The 19,166-nt window shown below is 46.7% G+C and carries 17 protein-coding genes; 4 read left to right on the top strand and 13 right to left on the bottom strand.

All coding sequences use genetic code 11. The annotated features are described in order from the left end of the window. Position 1 precedes the first annotated feature (1 nt). The 6 genes from ABYK60_RS00790 to ABYK60_RS00765 all read right to left on the bottom strand — a co-directional run bounded on the left by ABYK60_RS00790 (position 2) and on the right by ABYK60_RS00765 (position 5,737). Complete coding sequence (locus tag ABYK60_RS00790; RefSeq protein WP_372869928.1) at positions 2–670, bottom strand: DUF47 domain-containing protein; 669 nt, start codon at positions 668–670, stop codon at positions 2–4. A 91-nt stretch (positions 671–761) separates the two neighbouring features. Further along, positions 762–1,586 carry a hypothetical protein gene (locus ABYK60_RS00785; RefSeq protein ID WP_372869926.1) on the bottom strand — a complete coding sequence of 275 codons (825 nt, stop codon included), beginning with the start codon at positions 1,584–1,586 and terminating at the stop codon, positions 762–764. A 17-nt stretch (positions 1,587–1,603) separates the two neighbouring features. Then, a complete protein-coding gene (locus ABYK60_RS00780) occupies positions 1,604–2,962 on the bottom strand; it encodes an OprO/OprP family phosphate-selective porin (protein ID WP_372869924.1) in 1,359 nt (452 codons plus the stop codon). 299 nt (positions 2,963–3,261) lie between these two features. Next, a complete protein-coding gene (locus ABYK60_RS00775) occupies positions 3,262–4,602 on the bottom strand; it encodes a hypothetical protein (RefSeq protein WP_372869922.1) in 1,341 nt (446 codons plus the stop codon). Between the two features lie 11 nt (positions 4,603–4,613). Further along, on the bottom strand, positions 4,614–5,084 hold the full coding sequence (locus ABYK60_RS00770; RefSeq protein WP_372869920.1) for a CYTH domain-containing protein: 471 nt from the start codon (positions 5,082–5,084) through the stop codon (positions 4,614–4,616). Positions 5,085–5,101: 17 nt separating this feature from the next. Next, on the bottom strand, positions 5,102–5,737 hold the full coding sequence (locus ABYK60_RS00765; RefSeq protein WP_372869918.1) for a hypothetical protein: 636 nt from the start codon (positions 5,735–5,737) through the stop codon (positions 5,102–5,104). A gap of 318 nt (positions 5,738–6,055) precedes the next feature. Here ABYK60_RS00765 and ABYK60_RS00760 point away from each other — a divergent pair, with 318 nt between their 5' ends. Together ABYK60_RS00760 and ABYK60_RS00755 are read left to right on the top strand one after the other, a co-directional pair. Continuing rightward, complete coding sequence (locus tag ABYK60_RS00760) at positions 6,056–7,774, top strand: DASS family sodium-coupled anion symporter (RefSeq protein ID WP_372869916.1); 1,719 nt, start codon at positions 6,056–6,058, stop codon at positions 7,772–7,774. A gap of 43 nt (positions 7,775–7,817) precedes the next feature. Beyond that, positions 7,818–8,840, top strand: a complete 1,023-nt coding sequence (locus ABYK60_RS00755; protein ID WP_372869914.1) for a helix-turn-helix domain-containing protein — start codon at positions 7,818–7,820, stop codon at positions 8,838–8,840. A gap of 63 nt (positions 8,841–8,903) precedes the next feature. On the opposite strand, the gene ABYK60_RS00750 is transcribed toward ABYK60_RS00755, so the two are convergent. Beyond that, positions 8,904–9,767, bottom strand: a complete 864-nt coding sequence (locus ABYK60_RS00750) for a DMT family transporter (protein WP_372869912.1) — start codon at positions 9,765–9,767, stop codon at positions 8,904–8,906. Between the two features lie 109 nt (positions 9,768–9,876). Between ABYK60_RS00750 and ABYK60_RS00745 the strand changes: the two genes are divergently transcribed. Further along, complete coding sequence (locus ABYK60_RS00745) at positions 9,877–10,359, top strand: MarR family winged helix-turn-helix transcriptional regulator (protein ID WP_372869910.1); 483 nt, start codon at positions 9,877–9,879, stop codon at positions 10,357–10,359. Between the two features lie 873 nt (positions 10,360–11,232). Here the strand turns inward: ABYK60_RS00745 and ABYK60_RS00740 are convergent. Next, complete coding sequence (locus ABYK60_RS00740; protein ID WP_372869908.1) at positions 11,233–11,538, bottom strand: hypothetical protein; 306 nt, start codon at positions 11,536–11,538, stop codon at positions 11,233–11,235. 101 nt (positions 11,539–11,639) lie between these two features. Then, complete coding sequence (locus ABYK60_RS00735; RefSeq protein WP_372869906.1) at positions 11,640–12,407, bottom strand: substrate-binding periplasmic protein; 768 nt, start codon at positions 12,405–12,407, stop codon at positions 11,640–11,642. Positions 12,408–12,614: 207 nt separating this feature from the next. On the opposite strand from ABYK60_RS00735, the gene ABYK60_RS00730 reads away from it, so the two are divergent. Further along, positions 12,615–14,798: an OsmC domain/YcaO domain-containing protein gene (locus tag ABYK60_RS00730; protein WP_372869904.1), complete on the top strand. Its 2,184-nt coding sequence runs from the start codon at positions 12,615–12,617 to the stop codon at positions 14,796–14,798. A 94-nt stretch (positions 14,799–14,892) separates the two neighbouring features. Here ABYK60_RS00730 and ABYK60_RS00725 read toward each other — a convergent pair whose 3' ends face one another. The 4 genes from ABYK60_RS00725 to ABYK60_RS00710 all read right to left on the bottom strand — a co-directional run. Further along, positions 14,893–15,291, bottom strand: coding sequence for an acyl-CoA thioesterase (locus ABYK60_RS00725; RefSeq protein WP_372869902.1), 399 nt, complete (start codon positions 15,289–15,291; stop codon positions 14,893–14,895). A 92-nt stretch (positions 15,292–15,383) separates the two neighbouring features. Beyond that, positions 15,384–17,177 carry a long-chain fatty acid--CoA ligase gene (locus ABYK60_RS00720; RefSeq protein WP_372870114.1) on the bottom strand — a complete coding sequence of 598 codons (1,794 nt, stop codon included), beginning with the start codon at positions 17,175–17,177 and terminating at the stop codon, positions 15,384–15,386. 166 nt (positions 17,178–17,343) lie between these two features. Then, a complete protein-coding gene (locus ABYK60_RS00715) occupies positions 17,344–18,585 on the bottom strand; it encodes a hypothetical protein (RefSeq protein ID WP_372869900.1) in 1,242 nt (413 codons plus the stop codon). Continuing rightward, positions 18,582–19,166: AAA family ATPase (locus ABYK60_RS00710; protein WP_372869899.1), on the bottom strand; the 585-nt coding region annotated here is incomplete at its 5' end. The genes ABYK60_RS00715 and ABYK60_RS00710, both read right to left, overlap by 4 nt.

The following is a 19,166-nucleotide window of genomic DNA, read 5'->3' as shown; positions in this document are numbered from 1 at the left end:
CCTACTGAACGCGTTTCAGAGTAAAAATGGCTATCCGGTCACTAATGTCTTCCGCAAGGTTCGCGACTTGGTCGATACGGTCGCAAAAATAGCGCAGCTGAATTTTGTTGACTAACGGGAGATCGGTATCAAATAGCATCACTTTGGTGCGGGTGCATAGTTGGTCGGCTTGGCTTTCAAAAGCGATAACTTTGGTGTGGTACTCTTGCACTCGCTGTAAATCGGTGAAGAAGCTTTTAGCACACAGCAATGTGTGATCTATGGTGTCGCTGACGGTGTTAAGTAAACTTAACAGTTCATCGCCAATCTCTTTCGAAATAAGCGGCTGCTCAATTTTTAGGTGTAAGCCTATGGTTTCTTGTTTGTTGATTAAACGGTCGGTGAGATCAATTAATGATGCCACGTCAGAGCGTAAGTCAGGGATAAGCGTCTTTTTGTAAAGCGTATGCTCTATCTCTCTTTTTAATAGATCAGCTTGATGCTCAATACTTTGAAGTTCGGCCAGTGATTTTTCAAACTCATCGCTTTTGGCACCGTAATTTAAATAGTTTTTCCACATCTGGATGGATTTATGGTGAGATAAGGTGACCTGTTCGAAAAAGAGGTAAACCTTTGTTTCTGTAGACTCGCTCTTTGAAAGAAGCGAACTGATCCGAGAAAAGCCAAACATGGCATCTCCTTATTCTTGTGTAGATAACGCTGAGGGGAAGGCCAAATATCACAAAAGGGAGCGATTTAGTAGTATTTGGCCTTGGTCTGGCTTAATTAAACCCTTTTGACATCTTAAAAGTTTCGGATGTCTTAGAGCCGTTGTTTTCACTCGGCATGTTCACTTTATTAACTTCTTCTGACAGGTAGTTATAGGCTTCTTCCAGGTAGCTCTTATCGTTAACGTGGCCTTTAAACGAGAACTCGGTAAAGGTCACTCTTGGCTTGCGGTAATAAGGGGTCCACAATTGAAAATCGATCTCTAGATTTTCGTAGCGAGAGTCTTTTAGGCTACCTTCCCAGCCGTGCGTTCTCATGACTAATGTTTGTTGTAGCTTTTCTTTGTTACTTTCGTAGACAGGGCCAACGATTTTCCAGACGGCTTCATTGTTTTTCAATGTATGGAAGACCCGTTCGATATCGACTTTTTTGACATCAATATCAGCTGGAGAGTACGGCACATCGTAACTGACACTGTATGCTGCTTTACCATCAGTAAAATCAATCTCGGCTTTTTTGTAGTGACTTATTTCGCCAAAATCTTCAGGGTTTGCGGCTCTAAGTTTGACCGTTATCTTACTTTTTCTGGGTTTAGTGACATCTTCCCTAACGCGGATCTGAATGTTATCTGCTTTAAAAGCACGATCGGCCGTATCGATATAAGTCACAAGCTTGACTGAAATATCATCATTCAAATTGATAAAGTTAAATGCTTTTTTAAAGGCATCAGTTTGTTTGTCGGCGGCGTAGGGAAGTGTTTTTCCTACTCCCGTGTTGACATGGTATTCGAGTTCTGTAAATGCGTCTGGTGATAATGCATAAGCACTCGCACTGAGGCAGAGGTTGATAGCACCGATTAGAAATAAATTATTTCTCATAATATTGGCTCCTTACCTTAAAATGCGAACTGTAGACGAGCCTGGAAAATGTCACCGTCTTGGTCGTATTGTTCTAAGCCATTGATATCTGTATATGGCGAGACATAATCAGCCTGTGTATGTACGTAGTTAAGCTGGGCTTTAAGGTTTTCTTCTAGATACCAGTTTAACCCCAGTACGTAATCAGTTTTCTTACCGCCTTCGATACCGGCAGCAATATCATCAAAGTTGGCTTGGTCGACTCGAGCTGCTATTTCCCACGCTCCCCAGCCACCTGCAGAGATAGGGTTATCGGGAGAGACCGTTTTGAAGGTGCCCTTTTTGCCGCTGTAACGCCATTTTTCACCAGTGATGGTATAAACAGCCTGGGCATAGTAGGAGTTAACGCTCACTTTAGGATCGTTAATTTGGTCCACTGACGCGGCCATGTATTCTGCTTGTAACAATAAGTTACTATATTGATAAGCGAGCTCTACGCCGTAGTGAATGCCTGATTCAGCTTTGATTTTTCCGGTATCAACAATACGTTCTGTAGGTTTAGTATTAGGGCGTGCACGATAGCGCAGTGCTTTGGCAGCATCATCATTAAGGTCGTTGTAGAGTCCGCTCGCTCCAACATGGAAGAGGTGACCATTACTATTGATGGGAGCCATGGTGAAACGCGCATTAAGCAACTCCATTTTTGCGTGGTTCTGCTCGTCAGTTGATTCAAACTCATTTTCTGTGATCACGCCATAGCCTAAATGTAGGTTGTAGTTATTACCCACATAGCGCCACTGTAAACCTAAAGTTCTTTCTGGAGAAAAACTATCAGTTGAGGCGCGTTCTAAAAAGGCAAGGTCTGCAGAGCTACCCGTGGCTTCCATACCAAAGGCAAATTTTTGGAAACCCATTTTTAAGATTGAATTGTCCCAGCCTTTATATGTAACGTTGGCATCTTTAACTTCTACCTCGGCAAGTCCATCGAAATCAAGTTCCAGTTCATATTCCCAAGAGTTTGAAAAGTATCCCTCTATGCCAAAACGTAGGCGGCGAATACTTGCATCGGTAAAGCTTTCTACATAGTCACCGCCATTTTTGTATAGCTCATCAGCTTTGACGTAATCAGCTTGAATACGTGCTTTGAACTCTAACGTAGAGCGGCCATCTTGGGAAATAAAAGCTGGGCTTGGTGAGTCTTTAGAGAATTTTAGGCGGTCGACTTTATTGGCGGCATCTTTGGCTTCAATCAACTCCATTTCTAATGCATTGAGTCTTTCTTCTAGCTCTAAGACCTTATCTGCCTCCGTGGCCATGACTGCAGATGAAAAACATAGCACTGAGGCGGAAATTGCTAGCGCGACAGGTGAGATTTTAAATATATTTTTAGTGTTCATAAAACGCTTCCTTCAGTAACTTTTCATTGTATACGATTGGTGTTAAACGCTTTCTAAACTTGATGTGTTAAGAGTATGCTTTATACGTGATAAAAAACATGATCGATGTCAACTAATCACTACCAAATCGTACAGATCCGTTCTTTTTTGTGACTGGTTTTTCTTAAGGGCAGGAGAGCTTATGTATAAATGCTGCGATATACAGAGATGCTATCTTACACAGGGGGGATGCGGGTCGTTAACCACTCTGGTGTTGGTTGAAAATGTTGTCAGATTAGGTACGTTTTCTTCATGAGGAATTAACTCGTAGCGCCATGTTTTATATCTACTTTATCTATGCGGTGTATCCCCTTGCGGCTGACAAAAAGCTTGTAGTGATCATGGGTTGTTTGCTCGCGATGTTGCAGTGTAACAATGAGATGTATCGTATTGACTTTGTGGATGTTGGTATATTTGATATTTGACTCATTTTCATACCAGTGTTGACTGACTACCTTGGGAAGGGCTCGCAAGGGCCTGCTTAGGTTTATTGTAAGTTCATCTAAAAGCTTCATGCTTTCATTTAGTGATCTTTTTTGCACAAAGTAGTAACTGCGCTGGTGGATTAGAGCGGTATTTAACTGATTGCTTTCGATATTTTTTATGTGTCTAATGATTGCCTTTACCTCATCGCTAAACTGATGCTGATTTTGTCGGTAATAGGTCTCTTTAATATCGCATAAACTATTGTTATCATTAGTATAGAAACGATAGTGATGTTGAAAACAATTTGAAAAAAACTTCTGCATTAAGTAATTGCGACCAAGTTCTTTAATGCGATCTTTAAAAATATACGAGAGGACTAAAGATACAAAGAAGGGAGTGGAAAAGTTACCAAAAGCTTTCTGAGTTGCGAAGGCTACACCTGTCGCAAATGCCATTGCTAATGCTGCGGAAAATCCAAATATCAGTTGTTCTACAACTACACCATCTTTTAACTTTTTACGACGGATTTTATAGGGGCTATTAATAATCCTACGCCCCATATGTAAACGGCGCAGCAGCTTCTCTAGTCTATCTTCGGTTATTTCTGTTAATTTAACATGATGCTGACTAGCATAATCTTTAATTCTGGTGATGTGTTTTTCAATCTCATCCTTTTCTGTTTTACAGGCTTTGTGTTTATGCCGGATTAGTACTTGGTGGAAATTGTAGATGAGTTGATGATTCGCGAGTTGGAAACGCTTATGGTGAGTTAGGTTTTTCTCATTTTCATGAATACCTTGGAAGGATTCAATCATGTCGGCAATGAGCTCTAACTGCGGAGTATCACCTGTCGATAGCATGTGATTAATGCCAGAGATAAAGTCAGACAACGCGTGAATATAATTGTTGGAGTTATGCTTTGCTTTAGCATATGCGGTTTGTTTAAGGATGAGCAAGTCGCGTTTGACTGAATCGATATCTATCGGAGTCGCTTTTATTAATGACTGCTTTTGCAATAGTGATTCATAGAAGTAAGATTGGGAGAAGAGGTCGCTATGATCGGCCAATTGTGTAGGATAAAAGTAGTGTACTTTTATCCGAGCATTTTTAACGGGAGCAGCAAGCTCAACGTTAATGGCTAAGTGGTATCGGTCGGCAATCGATAGCGACAACATAAATTTTATTCTTACCAGGTGCTATAAGGTTGCTTCATTAACATCGAGTTGTAGTAGCGAGCGTCACCTGTCACTTCTTCTCCTAGCCAGCTAGGTTTGTTAACTGTTTCGGCTTCAGTTGTCAGTTCAACTTCTGCGACAATTAATCCTTGGTTACTTTGGTAGAACTCATCGACTTCAAAAATATGATTTTCATATTCCACCAAATAGCGGGTTTTATCAATAACACCAGGTTCGCAAATTTTGAGAAGCTCTTGTGCCTCATCGACAGATATTTCATTTTCCCATTCGTAACGTGAAGCACCTGATTCACTACCGATGCCTTTGATGGTGAGAAAGCCTTTATCGCCCTTAACCCTCACTCTAACGGTCCTCTCGGGCACGCTACTTAAGTACCCTTGAATGATTCGCACTGAGCGGGCAGCTTGCTGTTTGAATTCATTGCTTCTAACTAAATATTTACGCTCAATTTCTTGTGCCATGATTTTTTCCCTTAAGATTAATTAGCTAGTGGTAAGTTTTTCATGCCAATGACACGCTTTATCGCTTGCAGATAATTAATGTTCTCTACGCCTTCGAGTTTTACATCTTTAATGGTTTTCTGGATATCTTCGAGTTCGGTTGACTCACTGTTAATACTGACAATTCGTGCGCCGTTAACCAGTACATTTGCTACTTCACAAATGGTGTTATTGACCATGTAGCCATAACGCTCTTTATGAATTTTTACTGCTTGTAGATCGGGGTGGGCATCGATAATTGCGAGGAACTCTTCAAAAGTGTAACTCTCCTTATCTAAGGTTGGTTGTTCAACCATGAATGCTGGAAAAATTTCTTCTATTAACTGTGCGGCACTGATGGGAAATTCAGCTTTTAGTTTCGGATCCCACTGCTCAAGACCATCAATAGTTTGCACGTAGCATTTTACGTCCATTTTTCCGTCCCGAATTTTAGTGTTATTTAGGTCGTTAGTTCGAGACATGATGTAGATCTCATCGCTTTCTCGGTGCCAGACTTTTTCTGGGACAGGAACAGACAGACGGGCCATGCGTTTAGCTGCTTCAGTAAAATCTTGACCGAACGTGCGGAATTCGAAACGAGGCTTTGAAATTTCACCAATTTTAAGTTCTGACATAGATGCTTCCTTGATGTGTTTTTAGGTGGCTAAGTACGCTATTTACACTACTCCTAAAAAAATAAAAAAAACCGATCCAGATCAAATTTAACAGATCTAGTTACCACCTGATCTTACACTCCATCACCGAAACCACCACAAGCTAGTATGGAAATCATTGATATCATTTGCTTTTTGTGATTTTATGTTGTGACAAATATTTTTAAAGGATGTTTATGTAATAACTAACTTACATTTATGTTGATCTGGATCCAGTTTCGTTGAAACGCATGATAGTAAGGTTTGCTTATTCACTATCCAGATTAAGGGCGCAGTTTGATGACTAAAGGAAACGTTAGTGCAGCCAATCCGCTAGATATGCATCAAGATTCAACAGGTGGGCTTGCTGTAAGATATAACCCTAGTAACAAAGCGAAGGTAGAAAAGGCTATGAGTGTGGAAAAAAAGGAGGTGAGCCAAGTCGATCCACTCGATATGAATCAATACCGTATGGAAAAGTTACCCGTTAGACATAAAAGCATTATTGAAGTATGGCTAGCTAGGGCGGGTATCTGGATTGCGGCGGCGGTATTCGTATTGTTACTGAGCAGTCAGCCGCTCAGTTTTCTTGTGGATTTTGATCCGAACATGCTGAGTAAAACTGCTGCAGCCCACTTTGCTGAAGTCGGTGGTGTGCTATTTAGTTCGCATGGCCAGGCTATGCTGGCTGTTTTTTGTGCAGCCGTTATTTTATGGATTACAGAGCCAATTCCAAACTATTTGACCTCATTAATGGTGATCATAGCGATGGTCTTAACGGGTGTTCTACCGGAAAAAGTTGCTTATGCTCAGTTAGGCCACCCGATTATGTGGCTGAATATATTGTCTTTTATTTTAGCCTCTATGCTGGTGTCATCGGGTGCTGCTAAACGTTTCGCTCTATGGTTTATTTGTCGATTTGGCACCAGTGCTACTCCTATTTTTTATAGCTTTATGGTCATTAACCTCGCGTTGTCTGCATTTATCTCGGCGACAACCGCGAAAGCTGCGATTTTGATGCCCATTTTTATGGTCGTAGCTGCAGTTTATGGCGCCAGAGGCGGAGATAACAAGAATAACTTCGGTCGTAATTTAGTTTTACAAAATCTGTTGCAAATAAATCTCTGTGCAGGTGCGTTTGTGACCGGATCTGGGGCAAACCTCCTGGCGGCGAGTTTAATTGCAGGGGCTATTGGCGGCAGTTTTTTCTTTGCCGATTGGATGATAGTGGCGATGCCAATTGTCATTTGCATGGTGGTGATTGGTTGGTTAATTGCCACCAAAATTTTCTTCCCATTGGCTGAAGAAGAACGATTACCACAAATTGAGGGAGGAATGGAGCGTCTAAAAGAAGAACTGGCTAAAATGGGAACAATCTCGACGCGAGAGATAAAGTCTATTGTGATTTTTGTGACCATCTTAATATTTTGGGCAACCGATAAGTATCATGGTGTTAGTGCAACCGCAATTGCGTTTATTGGTGCCATTGTCGCTTTAAGCCCTAGAATTGGTGTCGTCAATTGGAACCAAGTGGATGTGCCTTGGCATCTACTGCTGTTTTCGGCAGGTGCTTATACGTTGGGAGCAGGGTTTAAACAGACGGACTTACCTAATTTAGCGGTGAATTTTAGTTTAGAGTACTTTGGTTTAGATGAAGGTACGCCATTTAGTGTCTTCTATATTTTGCTCACCGGGGCCATGCTGTTTAGTTCATTGGTATTTCAGTCTAAAACCATGAGGACTATGCTATTCGTGCCAATAGCCATTGGTATAGCACAACGTTTTAATTTTCCGATTATAAGCTTGGCATTACCTGTCGCATTATTGATTGAGCATGTGTATGTATTACCCTTTAATAGTAAGCCTGCGTTACTTTTGTATTCAACAGATCATTATAGTTTGAGCGATACCTTTAAGTTTGGGTTTACTATGTTATTAATTGGCTGGGTGACAAGTATTTTAATGGGTGAAACCTGGTTTAGATGGTTGGGCTATACACCAAATGGTGTGTTTGGCTAAGGCCGCTCTTCATTGTGAAATTGAATATTATTGAGAGTTTGCTATGAGCGCAAAGAATAATGAAATCCGCAGTAAGCTAGCCCTATTACAATTGGCAACTGAACTTGGCAGTATCAGTAAAGCCTGTGAAATTATGGGATATAGCAGGGACAGTTATTATCGCTTCAAAAAGCAATACGAGACTGTTGGTGAGAGAGGGTTGAAGAATCTGTCGCGGAAAAAGCCTGCGATGAAAAACAGAGTTTCTCAAGAAGTTGAAGATCAAGTTATTGAGATTGCACTCGATTATCCGAACTACGGACAAGCTAAAGTCGCAGAGTTACTCGGTGCGAGAGGCTGTAATATATCTGCCAGCGGTGTCAGAACGATTTGGCTAAGGCATAACTTAGAGACCAAAAAGAATCGCCTGTTGGCATTACACAACAAACTCAAGCAAAATCAAATTATTGCACCATTAGAGCTTCAGCACATTGAACAGCTTTACAAGCAAGATCCTAATGACCCCAATATTGAGTGCCTTTACCCTGGCGACATATGTGTGCAAGATACTTTTGATCTAGGTGTCATTTCTCCACTAGGGCAGCTGTATCTACATACCTTTGTGGACGGGTATAGTCAGTATGCGATATCGACTGTCATGACCGATAACAGTTCGGCGAGTGTAGTTCAATTTTTGCGTGAGGTTGTGCTGCCTTGGTATCGAGATAAATCGATTAACATCAACAGTATTTTGACAGATCGAGGACCTGAATTCTCAGGTAAGAAAAGCCAAGAATTTAGTCAGTTCTTGAGCGAACAACAGATTAACCATATTCAGATGAGGGCGTATAACGGCCCTGTTGTTAACGGGTTAGCGGCAAGATTTCAGACATTTGCCTATAGTGAGTTCTTTGAGCCTTACTTTAAGGCGAATAAAGTCGAATCATTGGCACAGGTCAATCATCAATTTACTGCATGGCAAGCTGATTATAATCAATATCAACCATTGTCGGGGCGCTACACCTTAGGCAGAACCGCGAAGGAGGTCTTAAGTATTAGTCTTCACTTGATTGAAACCAAAGTTTAGTTCAGCTTGAATTTCATTGGCCAGATACATATTTGTCAGCTTATGGATCTAGTTTATGTCAGCTTATTCTTTCAGCGACAACAAACTTGGCAGCAGTGACGACGCTATCATACCGGCCATCAGTAAATACTGTGTCAGGGAATATTGCTCTCCAATCAGCAAGACCCCCAGGGCAATCCCGGTAATCGGATTGGCGATGCCACCAAAGGTAAAGTCCACAATACTCATCCGCTGCATCAAAAACACGTACAGACCGTAAGCCAGCACTGTGTTGAACAGCACTATCCAGCCAATTCCGGCCAATTCGCGGCCGCTGAAACCATCTGCCACAGCAGCAAAACCAGCAGGTGCCAGCAACCACTGCACGGCACTGATCAGTGCAAGGATGGCGCCACCCAGAATAAGCTGCCATACCAGCACGTCCCACCAATGCAGCTTACCACTCAGAGTTTGCGTCATCCGGCTGCCAACAATAATGCAGCCAATTGCCGCCAGCATCGCAACCAACCCTACCGGATTGAGGGTAAGGCTGCCCGGATTGAACAGCATTAACCCGAGCAGTAACAAAGACACACCGGCCACAATTTGTGCAACTGAAGGCTTATGCTTCAACACCAGAAATTGGAAAATCATCGCAAACAATGGCACCGATACCATGCCAACACCTGAGATAGCAGAGGGCAAAGTATGGGCCATCACAAAGATCAAACTGAAGAATAATGCGATGTTCACCGCCCCCAGTTTGAGCAGTGGCCAAAGCTGTTGACCAGAGGGCAAGCGGGGGCGAACACTCCACAGGATAAGTCCGGCGGGCAACGCCCGAATCGCCCCTAAAAGCAGGGGTGGCCAGTCGGGTAAGGTGTACTGAGTGACCCCGTAGGTAGTTCCCCACAAGGCAGCCGTGAGTAAGGCTAAAATTATGTTCATATAAAGTATCTTCACATCAAGATTTATTTCAGCCTATCTCAGAAAAATCTTTCCGTAAAGTATCTTTATGCTAAGATACTTTTATCCCAATGAAAAATTGAGAATTATTATGGATTCTGTAGATAAGATTTTGGCGCAGTGGGAAAAAGAGAAACCCGACATGGATACCCTTCCAATGGGTATCATGGGTCGCCTGGCAAGACTTACCAAGCATCTGGAGCAGGAAATTACTCAGTGCCACAAGGCTTATGGTCTCAAACCCGGCGAGTTTGATGTGCTCGCAACCTTGCGTAGAAGTGGGGCGCCATACCGGCTTACACCGTCCGATTTGTTGGCTGCCATGATGCTGACATCCGGTGCCATGACCAACCGACTCGACCGCCTGGAAGCCAAAAAGCTGATAGCCCGCGAACCAAGTCAAAAAGACAGACGTAGCGTCGAAGTCTGCCTTACCCCCAAGGGTATTTCGACTCTGGCACAGGTGTTATCAAGTCATGTAGAAACCCAACAACGGTTACTAAGCAAGCTCGCTCGCAATGACCAGCAAATTCTGAGTTACTTGCTTAAAAACTGGCTGCAGAATTTCGAATAAGCAGATTCAGAAACCAAACAGAAACCAAATAAAAAAATGTGCGATGTAAACATTTAGATTACTGTCGGGCAATACGGGCAACAATCTAACACGGTTTCCGAATCGCCAACCCGTCGGTGCTTTTGCGACCGGCTCTCTCTGTTAATCCCCGCCGCAAATAAAACCAATTAATTCACCCATTAGTATAGGGCATGCTTTCTGTCTGGCACAAAAGCCTGCACTGGCACATATCTGCATCGTGATAGTCCCAGGCAAATTTTTCTCGCTGATCGCAAACAATGCCCAGCACCGGCTGGAAAAGTTAACAATTGGCAGTATCAAAACCAGCATCATCCTTACTGGTATATGGCAGAGTTTGTTCAGGAAGTATGCAACCAGAGACGCCTAACTAAAGGCCCGGCAGCCAAACATGCATGGAATCCCCTAACTCAACCATAGACATGATGAATTAACATTTTTCACCCGTTAGATTGTAATCTACCAATTTAAAATGCATTTTTGTCGAACAGCACGTTTAAATTCATCCATAAAAATAGGCAGGAATACGTCTGATGCTACCTTGCCACAGCAGCGTCTGTTAAGTGGCCGGTACCACACTATTCGTTTTTAAAGCGTCAGCAAATGTTCATTTAAGCGGAGGGAAGAACTTGCGATTGATATGTGATAGCAAGTGATGAATTTTATAGACCAGGGTGAACAAGCCGCAGCAGGCCACGGGCCTGACAATACAGACAGATATATGACGAGCAAAATCGCCTGTCCGCTGAAAAGTCCAACATAACGAATGAAAATAACTCACCAATAAAACACCACAGCGCAACACTTATCCGATCCATATCATGGGCAGGAAAAATCCGTGGCTTAGCTAAATTGCTATTGTGGCAGTTTTACATTGTATTTTTTGAAATACCAAATGACGGCGGGTAACTCGAGCACGAAGTAACTCAGCAGCGTAAACCAGAACCAATTCACATCGGCGACAAGCAAACTGAACTCAGTATCCGTGCCCCAATATTTAGTACCAACGATAAGTAACGCCAACGCCGAGGCGGCCATGTCGCAAATGGAAATCCGCTGAAAACTGTTACCTGCGATTTTGGGATATACCGAAATATAGGCAACCAGAATTATTGCCAGATTTAACAAAACAACCGCCAATTCAGGCGTAAAACCGTTCATCTTAGATTCCACCAAATACTGTCGGCCCAATAGTAACCGCGAGCGTCAGTAACTGAAAGTACATCGCCGCGTCTATTGGCAACAAAGCAAAATATGTGACATCAGTAAGCGGTGGGAAGAACAGCTTTCTTCGGCGGGGTAACTAAAGACTGCTGTCTGAATTTTTCTATTAATCCGTCTTCTGTCATTTGCCTCAAAACCGCCTCAAAAGGCACGGCAAGTGATGCATTTTTTGAGTGTAATATCGGATAGCCGTACACATTCTCCAAAGCGCCGGCCTTATACAGCGTCAGACCATAAAACTCACCCTGCTCGAGCACCGAACCTACATCTATCTCTATATCTATAAAAACGTCTGTGCGCCCAGCAACCAATCTTTTAAGGCCTGTTTCCCAATCATTTGCCGCTGACAAATGACCTGGTTTGATTAAAGGTGTCAGCCGAGACTCGGCGAGGAGTACACCTCGGCGATATTCAACCTTCAGATCCAACTGGGCCAACTCTTCCCAACTGTGCACCTGCAAGTCTTTTTGCAGTGTGTAAGCAACCATATCGCTCCAGGCGACAGCGACCGGAACCAGTATAAGGTCGGGATGCCGCTCAACAAACACTTCGGTTCTGGCAAGCTCTCCATCCACTTTACCCTGAAGCAGCAGCATCTCTCCTCTTTTCTCTGGGAAACGCTGAATTTCATATTGCAAATTCATACGTTTAAACGCCTCGTCATAAACGAGACTTAACCATCTGAAGGCGCTTTTATCTTCATCCCTGGAATTAGTGAAGATAAGTGGTTGATCGCTGGCCCGGACTCCAATGCCAAAGCCCACATACACTAAAGTGATCCAAAATAGCCAATGATAACGCTTCACTGCTGCCCTCTTGTCTTCCCTGTGTTTACGGCTTTTTAAAGTATAGGTCGATATTTTTATGTCCATTGAGGGTATTCGACTATATACGCCCGCAACAGTTGGAATAAATCCAAGACACCCACTGCAAAAAAGCCGATAATTACGCTAATTTTTCAGCGGTTTTGCCGCGGGGCAACTGCACTTGCCTGCCACATCTGGAATTATCCCATGGAAATCAAAGTTAATTTTCTCGACAACCTGAGACTCGAAGCCAAATTCGACGACTTCACCGTAGTCGCCGACCAACCCATTCGCTACAAGGGGGATGGCTCAGCTCCCAGTCCATTTGACTACTTCCTTGCTTCTTCAGCCCTTTGTGCCGCCTATTTTGTAAAGGTGTACTGCGTATCGAGAGACATCCCAACCGAAGGTATCCGCCTGTCGCAAAACAACATTGTCGACCCGGAGAACCGCTATAACCAGCAGTTCAAAATTCAGGTGGAATTACCAGAGAGCATCAGCGATAAAGACCGCGAAGGCATTTTGCGCTCCATCGACCGCTGCACCGTGAAGAAAGTGGTGCAGACCGGCCCCGAGTTCGTTATCGAAACCGTGGAAAACCTCGACGAAGACGCCCAGGCTATGCTGATGGTGAAGCCGGATGGCGACCACAGCACCTTTATTGTGGGTAAGGATCTGCCGCTGGAGCAGACCATCGCCAATATGACCGCCAAGCTGGCTGAGCTGGGAATGAAGATTGAAATCTCCAGCTGGCGTAACCTGGTGCCCAACGTCTGGTCGCTGCACATCCGCGACGCCGCCTCGCCCATGTGTTTCACCAACGGTAAAGGCGCCACCAAAGAAAGCGCCCTGTGCTCGGCACTGGGTGAATTTATCGAGCGTCTTAGCTGCAACTTCTTCTATAACGATCAGTACTTTGGTGAAGAAATTGCCAATGCCGAGTTCGTGCATTACCCCAACGAAAAGTGGTTCCCGCTGGAGGAAGACGACTCGCTGCCGACAGGCCTGCTGGACGAGTATTGCCTCGATATTTATGACAACGATGGCGAGCTGTGTGGCTCACATCTGGTGGATACCAACTCGGGCAACTATGAGCGCGGCATCTGCGCCATCCCTTACACCCGCCACAGCGATGGCGAGACCGTGTACTTCCCGTCCAACCTGATTGAAAACCTGTTCCTCAGCAACGGCATGAGCGCGGGCAACAACCTGGCCGAAGCCAAGGTGCAGTGTCTGTCGGAAATCTTCGAGCGCGCGGTAAAACGCCAAATTATCGAAGAAGAAATTGCCCTGCCGGACGTGCCTAAAGAGGTGCTGGCCAAGTACCCTTCCATAGTAGCGGGTATCGAAGCGCTGGAGGCCCAGGGCTTCCCTGTTGTGGTGAAGGATGCCTCCCTCGGCGGCCAGTTCCCGGTAATGTGTGTAACCCTGATGAACCCACGCACCGGCGGCGTATTTGCCTCCTTCGGCGCCCACCCAAGCCTGGAAGTGGCGCTGGAGCGCAGCCTCACCGAGCTGCTGCAGGGCCGCAGCTTCGAGGGTCTGAACGATGTGCAAAAACCCACCTTCAACAGCATGGCGGTGCAGGAGCCGGAGAACTTCGTTGAGCACTTTATCGACTCTACCGGGGTGATCTCATGGCGCTTCTTCAGTGCCAAACACGACTACGAGTTCGTGGAGTGGGATTTCTCCGGCAGCAATGAAGAAGAGTCCGCCGCCCTGTTCGGCATTCTCGAAGATCTGGGTCTGGAAGCCTATGTGGCCGAGTTCACCGCCCTTGGCAGCGCCTGCCGGATTCTGGTGCCCGGTTACTCCGAGGTATATCCGGTGACCGATCTGATTTGGGACAACACCAATAAGGCATTGGATTTCCGCGAAGATATCCTTAACCTGCACCGCCTGAGCGACGCCGAGCTTGCCGATTTGGTTGAGCGTCTCGAAGACAGCGAACTGGATAACTACACCGACATTATCACCCTTATCGGTATCGAGTTTGATGAGAATACCGTTTGGGGTCAGCTGACCATCCTCGAGCTCAAGCTGCTGTGCTATCTGGCGCTGGGCGAGTTGGAAGCGGCCCAGGAGCTGACCGAGACCTTCCTGCAGTACAACGACAACACGGTTGCCCGCGGCCTCTTCTATCAGGCCATGTCGGCAGTGCTGGAAATCAGCCTCGACGACGAGCTGGCGCTGGACGACTACCGCCACAACCTCGGCCGCATGTTCGGCGAGGAGACAATGGCCGCCGTTATCGGTTCAGTGGAAGGTCGGGTACGCTTCCATGGCCTCACCCCAACCAGCACCAAGCTGGAAGGGCTGGATCGCCATCGGCGTTTGATTGAAAGCTACAAGAAACTGCACGCCGCCCGCGCCAAACTGGCTGGGCTGTAATACGTAGCGCTGATTTTGTGCGTTACTGACGCTTAACCGGACATCAAAAAGCCAACCCCTGGGGTTGGCTTTTTTGTTGGCGCAAAAACTGACCTCAGGCGCTGAGGTAGCTGCCGAGCAGCTCGCGGATATCGGCGGGGATCGCCACGCTCTTTTCGGTCTGGTAGTCGTAATGAACCAGGGTGGTCTTGGCTTCGGCGGTCATCTTGCCGGCCTGAAAGCTCTGCTGCAGCACTTCAAAACTGGAGTTACCGATACGGGAGATGCGGGTAACCACCTCAACCGGCTTACCGTAATAGGTGGGTGCGGTGAAGGCGATAGTAAAGCCAGCCACAATCAGGTTCCAGTTGTTCAGGTCCAACTCGGGGTTGAAGATGGCAAAAATCGGCTCGCGGGCGGCCTCAAACCACACAGGAATAACTGTGTTGTTGATGTGACCGAGGCCATCGGTTTCATTGAATCTGGGTTGAATACTGAGGTCAAACTGGGCCATATCATTTCTCTGAAAATGCTTGTTGTTGTCGCAGCCGAGTATATCAGCAGATGAAATAAGCAAAAGGCCGCAATGCGGCCTTTTTGTTTTGATCAACCGCCGTACATGGCACTGATTTCCCGTTGATATCTGTGGTAAATCACCTTGCGTCTGAGCTTGAGCGTTGGGGTAATAAGCCCCGACTCCATGGTGAAGGCATCGGGCAACAGGGTAAATTTCTTGATTTGCTCAAAACCCGCCAACTCTTCCTGCATCAGCTTAAGCCGCGCTTCGAAGTGCTCCAGCACATGGCTGTGACGAATGAGCTCCAGCGGCGATTCGTACTTCAGTCCTTTCTCCCCGGCCCAGGTTTCCAGCGCCTCAAAGGCAGGCACAATCAGCGCCGTTACATAGTTGCGGGCATCGGCGACAATGGCTACCTGTTCGATAAAGGGACAACGGCCCACCATGCCTTCTACCCGCTGCGGCGCAACATATTTACCGTTGGAGGTTTTCATCAACTCCTTGATACGGTCAGTAATAAAAAGATTCCCTTGTGCATCAAGGCGCCCTGCATCACCGGTTTTAAACCAACCATCATCAAAGGCGGCGGCAGTATCTTGCGGGCGCTTGTAGTAGCCGGTCATTACGGTATCGCCACGCACCAGAATTTCATCGTTTTCGCCAATTCGCACTTCAACATCTGGCAAACACTGACCATTTGAGCCGGGCACCCGATTATCTAAAGTATTGCAGGTTACCGTAGCCGTGGTTTCTGTCAGGCCGTAGCCGCAGAGTACGGGCACATTCACCGCATCAAAAAACGCACTCACATCCACATTCAACGCTGCGCCGCCGCAGGGCATAAACTTAAGCCGGCCACCCAGCACTTCGCGGATTTTGCTGCCCACCAGTTTATCGGCAAGTCTGGCCTGCAAAGACAACAGCAAACCGCCCCTGCGACGCCCCTGAGCCACTTCGAACTGGCGAGAACCCACATTCATGGCCCAGCCAAACAAGGCCTTGCGGGAAGCCGGTGCGCGGGACAGCTTGTCCTGCACCGCACTGTAGATCTTTTCGAGGAAACGCGGCACCACACACAGCGTATGGGGGCGTACTGCGGCAATGGCTTCTTTCACCTTATTGGTGTCGGCCAGATACACGTTGCGGCCGCCACGGCCGAGCACATAGAAACTCCAGCCGCGCTCAAATACATGGCTTAACGGCAAAAACGCCAGCGATACATCGCCTTCGGTAAAGGCCAGCCGCTTATCGTGCTGATAGATGGTGGAAGCTATGGCGCGATGGGGCAGCATGACGCCCTTGGGATCGCCGGTGGTACCCGAGGTGTAAATCAGGGTCAGCAAATCATCCAGCGAGGTGCTGTCCAGGCGTACGCCCAGCTCTTTGGCAGCATCACCAATGGGCTCGCGAGCCAACACTGCAGACAGATGGCAGTCATTAACATGTGTCAGACTTACGCTGTCACCGAACAGGATCACCGATTTCAATGCCGGGCACAGAGTTCGCAATTGGCTGGCAAGTTGATAACGCTCGGCGTTATCCACAAACATCACAGCCACTTCGGCATCATTAAGAATGTAAGCCGCCTGTTCCAGGGTATTGGTGGGGTAAATTGGCACCACCACGCCACGGGCTTTAAGAATCGCAACATCGGCAACAGTCCATTGTGGACAATTGTTCGACATAATCGCGACCCGATCCTGCACACCAAGACCTTCAGCGATAAGTTGCATTGCCAGCTGATCACTGCTGTGATCAAATACGTGCCGGGAAACCTGATCCCAGGGCGCAGCCATTTCAAAGCCTTCCAGGGCGATGGCGTCGGGGTTTTGTTTGGTTTGGGCTTTCAGCAACCGAACCAGATGAAATTGTTCTAGTGACATGGGAATACCTGCCTGATGACCGGAAATGACCAAACAACTTTTGGCGTACATCTGTTCCTGTTTTGGCGGCATTCTAGCCCAGCTAAGGGGCAAAGGTAAGAGTTATTGCTCTAATTTTGTCGAAAAAGCGAACTGCACCATCAGCCAAATGCCGCAACAACTCCCATCAGTCACGCGGCAGGTGTCTGCGGGTCAGGTACATCACAAACAACGACAGCAACACCAAAGCGGCATTCACAGCCAGCCATAACTGTGGGTTTACATTGCCCTTATCACTAAGCCGAATAGCAACATCCACTGTCACCAACGGGAAAATCATCAACAACATTAAACCTGTAGTGTGCAGGCTGGTCTTACAAAACACCCCGAAAGCCAGAGTAAAACCAGCACCCCAAAGTGTCGCAAGAATTGCTAAAAGCCAGATCCACACCGGCAAATCAAACAGGGACACACTGATAACACTGCTCAGTGTTATCGACAGGCCGGTCAATCCCAAAAACTTAAGCTGTGCCCAAAAGAAGCGATCACAGAAATGATTCCAACCAGAAAAAACCGGCAATACCAGCAGTGGGTCTGCTGATCGCCAGCGCATGGTACGTGTCCAATGGGACATACCACTCATCATCACTGTAAATTGCACCCATAAATGCAAAAAGCTCACTTCGCTGCCTTTCATTTTCAGCAACAAAGTCACCAGCAGCACCAATACCGGCATCAACACCAACACAGCATTGATAGCTGGCCCACCAAAATAGCTCATGGGAAACAAGCGAACATCAAGGGATTGAGTGACACCAAGCCAACGCCAACTGGGCAGGAAAAAGCCACCGGTAGTCATACCGTTGCAATAAAGACTAACTGCATCTTTTTGCCAGAGCGTGCCCCACAGGCGAGAGTCCAGCCACAGCCAAACCAGAAATGCCAGTGGCAGCGCCAGAATATTCAGTACAGGCAGCATCGCCAGCAAAGGTTTAAGTAATACCACAACCAAAAAGGCGACCATGGACAAGTAGAAGCTGCCGGGCCGTCGCTGACACAGAAATACAAACAGGGCGCCAATCAGCAGTGCCAGACCGCCATATCCCAACGGCACATCAAGGAAATACCAGGCCAGCAGAGAACCCCCAAAGGCCGCACCGAGCAAAAATCTGGCATGCCCCCGCACCAGCGCCACAAAACCCGGGTTAACCAGAGTCCACTCGGCGGCATGCAGCCGGTTGCGTTGCCAGGCAATGGCTGAGCACAGGCCTATCATGGCAAAGGCCAGCATAAACCCTGCCTCATCCAGGCGTTGGAACAGTAAAGCTACAGGTACGAATACCACAAAAAACATCACCGCCATGCCGATAAAACTGGCACTGCCGATATCTCGGCACCACAGCGGCCAGAATCCCCTCAGGGCGCTCATGGATGCAGCTCCATAAACAGCTGTTCCAGGTTCAATTTTTCCGCCTTAATAAGTCCGCTAATTGACTGTTCGGCATAGCCATCCACCACCACGCGGTTGCCATTTTGCCCCAGCACCTTAAGCTGCGGCGGCAGTTTGGCATCGCGTTCAAGGGTCAGTAAACGAATCGATTCACGGACACTGTCCAGCTCTCCGCAAATCAGCAACTTGCCATCTTTCAGCAGCGCCACATGGCTGGCAACCCGCTCCAGATCCGAGGTGATATGGGATGAAAACAGCACCGCCGAACCCGATTCCAGCGCCAGCTCAAACAGGTCGCCCATAAAACGGCGTCGGGCAGAGGGGTCGAGACTGGCCACGGGTTCATCAAGGATTAACAAACTGGGACGATAGGCCATGGCCATGATGATGGCCAGCGACTGGCGTTGCCCCACACTGAGCCGGTTGACCTGAGCTTTGCTTTCCAGCCCGAACCGATTAAGCCAGTTGTGTTCAAGCTGTCTATCCCAGTCAGGATAAAAGCTGGCATGCAGCGCCAGCGCGCGCTCAACACTGAAACCCTCGTAGCCAAAATGCTGCTG

It is taken from the genome of Shewanella sp. (assembly GCF_041630135.1).
Classification (GTDB): Bacteria; Pseudomonadota; Gammaproteobacteria; order Enterobacterales; family Shewanellaceae; genus Shewanella.
This window is presented reverse-complemented; position numbering and strand designations above follow the sequence as displayed.